The organism is Demequina sp. (assembly GCF_024642165.1).
Lineage (GTDB): Bacteria > Actinomycetota > Actinomycetes > Actinomycetales > Demequinaceae > Demequina.
The window spans coordinates 1-3,487 of the sequence record NZ_JAHEBP010000138.1; the positions used below are offsets into that span (position 1 = coordinate 1).

General features: G+C 68.6%; 3 protein-coding genes and 2 pseudogenes. All 5 read left to right on the forward strand.

Annotation, left to right across the window (positions count from 1 at the left end):
• Positions 1-210, forward strand: a pseudogene (locus tag Q0L54_RS10320) (heme ABC transporter ATP-binding protein); the annotation flags it as partial.
• Positions 207-1,421, forward strand: coding sequence for an ABC transporter permease (locus Q0L54_RS10325; protein WP_296667858.1), 1,215 nt, complete (start codon positions 207-209; stop codon positions 1,419-1,421). The pseudogene Q0L54_RS10320 and the gene Q0L54_RS10325, both read left to right, overlap by 4 nt.
• Positions 1,418-2,728, forward strand: coding sequence for an ABC transporter permease (locus Q0L54_RS10330; RefSeq protein ID WP_296667860.1), 1,311 nt, complete (start codon positions 1,418-1,420; stop codon positions 2,726-2,728). The genes Q0L54_RS10325 and Q0L54_RS10330 overlap by 4 nt, the downstream gene beginning before the upstream one ends.
• Positions 2,725-3,123 (forward strand): cytidine deaminase, encoded by a 399-nt coding sequence (locus Q0L54_RS10335; protein ID WP_296667862.1) that lies wholly within the window; start codon positions 2,725-2,727, stop codon positions 3,121-3,123. Before Q0L54_RS10330 ends, Q0L54_RS10335 begins: the two co-directional genes overlap by 4 nt.
• Positions 3,123-3,487 (forward strand): annotated as a pseudogene (locus Q0L54_RS10340) (thymidine phosphorylase); the annotation flags it as partial. The gene Q0L54_RS10335 and the pseudogene Q0L54_RS10340, both read left to right, overlap by 1 nt.

Genomic DNA, 3,487 nt, shown 5'->3' on the forward strand with positions numbered 1-3,487 from the left:
TCCATCGAGTTCGTCCACAGCCGCATCGTCGCGGAGCGGGACGCGGGCGCCGCGGTGATCATCGTGAGCGCCGAGCTCGACGAGGTGGTCGCCCTGGCCGACCGCATCGCGGTGATGTACCACGGTCGCATCGTGGGCATCGTCCCGCCCACCACGGATCGCGACACCCTCGGCCTGATGATGGCCGGTGCACACGAGGAGGCGGCGTGAGCGACCAGACCACCACCAAGGTGGACCAGAAGAAGCCCGGGCGCGACGGCCGGTCGGTGCTGCGGGAGATCGTCGAGAGCCAGACCATCGTGGTGGTGCTCGCGATCGTCGCGTCGCTCATCCTGGGATCCCTGCTGATCATCCTCGCGTCCGAGGAGGTGCGCACGGCAGCCGGGTACTTCTTCTCGCGGCCCGGCGACACGTTCGCGGCGATCGGGGACGTGGTCGGTGGCGCCTACCAGGCGATGTTCCAGGGCGCCATCTACAACTCCGCCGGGGCGGACTTCGCCGCCAAGATCCGGCCCTTCACCCAGACCCTCACCGCGGCCACGCCGCTGATCTTCGCCGGACTCGGACTCGGCATCGGCTTCCGGGCCGGGCTGTTCAACATCGGTGCCCAGGGCCAGATCATCATCGGTGCGACGCTGGGTGGCTACATCGGCTTCGCGTGGCACCTGCCCGCGGGGCTGCACCTGCTGGTGGCGATCCTGGGCTGCATCATCGGTGGCGCGCTGTGGGGCTTCATCCCCGGCTTCCTCAAGGCACGGACGGGCGCGCACGAAGTCATCGTGACCATCATGCTCAACTACATCGCGCTCAACCTGCTCAGCTTCCTGCTCACCAAGGACGCCTTCCAGCGACCCAACTCCGACAACCCCCAGTCGCCGATCATCGACACCACCGCCCAATACCCGCTCATCCTCGGGTCGCAGTTCCCGCTCCACCTGGGCTTCCTGCTCGCGATCGCCGCGGCCTTCGGAGTGTGGTGGCTCATGGAGCGTTCCACCCTGGGCTTCCAGTTCCGGGCGGTAGGCGCCAACCCGTCCGCCGCGCGCACGGCCGGCATGAGCGTGTCGCGGGCGTACATCCTGGTCATGGTGATCGCCGGTGGTCTGGCCGGTCTGGCCGGCTCCGCGCAGATCCTCGGCACGGAGAAGTCGTTGACCTCTGGCATCGCCGCCTCGTTCGGATTCGACGCGATCACGGTGGCCCTGCTGGGACGTTCGCGACCCGTGGGCACGGTGCTCGCCGCGATCCTGTTCGGCGGCCTGCGCGCCTCCGGTCCCGCGCTGCAGGTCCAGGCCGGGCTGCCCGTCGACATCGTGCTGGTGATCCAGTCGCTCATCGTGCTCTTCATCGCCGCGCCGCCGCTGGTGAGGTTCCTGTTCCGGCTGCCGACCCCGACCAGCGTCAAGGAGGTGGCGGTATGAGCACCGCAGTCGCCGAGCCCATCGCCGCCGCATCCGAGGCGCCCGTACTGGCGCGCAAGCTCAACGGGCCCATCGTGCTGGGCTCGATCGCGCTCCTGTCGCTGCTGTTCTTCGCGGTCGGGACAGGGGGCGACGAGGAGACCAGCTTCGCGGTTGCGCGCTCCACCGACTTCTTCCAGATCCCGGACTTCTCGCTGCCGTCGCTCACCACGATCGTGGTGCTGTGCGTCGTGGCCCTCGCCCTCTCGGGATGGGCGTTCTGGGTCGCGTGGAACCGCCGCGCCATCCCGTGGTACCTGTACGTCGCCTACGGCTTCGCGATCATCACGGCGATGCTGACCTGGGCAGGTGCGGGCAAGGGCAACACGTCCATGCAGATCACGGGCCTGCTCATCGGCGCGGTGTTCCTCGCCACACCCCTCGTGTTCGGCTCGCTCTCCGGCACGCTCTGCGAGCGCTCCGGCATCATCAACATCGCCATCGAGGGCCAGCTGCTCGCGGGCGCCTTCCTCGCCGCCGTGGTCACCGGATATGTCTCGAACGCGACGGGCTCTCGCGAGATGGGTGCCTACATGGGACTCATCGCGGCGCCGCTCGCGGGCGCGCTGGTGGGGGCCGCGCTGTCACTGTTCGCCGTCAAGTACTGGGTGGACCAGATCGTGGTGGGCGTGGTGCTCAACGTCCTCGTGATCGGCGTCACGAACTTCCTGTTCGGCACGCTGCTCAAGGAGAGCCCGGAGCTCAACCAGGCCATCGGCCTTCCCACCATGCCCATCCCGCTGCTCAGCAAGATCCCGATCGTGGGGCCGGTGCTGTTCAACGCGAATGCGCTGGTGTACCTCATGTACGTCATCGTGATCGTGATGCACATCATGCTGTTCAAGTCGCGGTGGGGCCTGCGGGTCCGCTCCGTGGGTGAGCACCCGCGCGCCGCGGACACCGTGGGCATCAAGGTCAACCGCACGCGCGTGCGGAACACCATCCTGGGCGGGGCGATCGCCGGCCTCGGAGGCGCGTTCTTCACCGTCGCCAACGGCCTCGCCTTCGGCAAGGAGATGACGGGGGGCAAGGGCTTCATCGCCCTGGCTGCGATGATCCTGGGGCGGTGGAGCCCCAAGGGCGCGCTCGCCGCGGCGCTCCTGTTCGGCTTCGCGGACTCGTTGCGCGAGCAGTTCGGGATCATCGGGACGGCGATCCCGTCCCAGTTCCTCGCCATGCTGCCCTACCTCGCCACCATCTTCGCGGTCGCCGGCCTCGTGGGCCACGCACGACCGCCGGCCGCAGAGGGCAAGCCGTACAAGAAGTGACGGACATCGATTGGGACGTGCTCCGCGCGAAGGCGCGGGAGGCGAGCGAGCGCGCCTACGTGCCGTACTCGAAGTACCGCGTGGGTGCCGCGGCGCTCACCGACACGGGTGAGATCGTCACCGGCGCCAACGTGGAGAACGCCAGCTACGGGCTCACCCTGTGTGCGGAGTGCGCGCTGGTGTCCAAGCTGCACACCGATGCGCTGGGCTCGCGGCTCATCGCCTTCGCGTGCGTCGACGCGGACGGCGCGCCTCTGCAGCCGTGCGGCCGCTGTCGCCAGCTCCTGTACGAGTTCGGCGGTCCCGCGTTGCTGATCGACGGGCCCGGCCGCACCCTCACCCTGGACCAGATCCTTCCGTGGGCCTTCGGCCCCCAGCACCTCGAGGAGCACTGATGAACGAGCAATTCGACGCCGTAGACGTGATCCGCACCAAGCGGGACGGCGGCACACTGACCGCGGGCCAGATCGACTGGGTGGTGGACGCTTACACCCGTGGCGTGGTCGCCGACGAGCAGATGAGCTCCCTCGCCATGGCGATCCTGCAACGCGGTATGAGCCGCGAGGAGATCTCCCGCTGGACCCATGCGATGATCGCGACGGGCGAGCGCCTCGACTTCTCCTCGTTGTCGCGTCCCACCGCGGACAAGCACTCGACGGGTGGAATCGGTGACAAGATCACCCTGCCGCTGGCGCCGTTGGTTGCGGCGTGCGGTGTCGCGGTGCCTCAGCTTTCCGGTCGCGGGCTCGGCTTCACCGG

Bases quoted from the DNA above. Each gene is read 5' to 3' on its own strand.
- Q0L54_RS10330 (WP_296667860.1), top strand. From the start codon at position 1,418: ATGAGCACCGCAGTCGCCGAGCCCATCGCCGCCGCATCCGAGGCGCCC.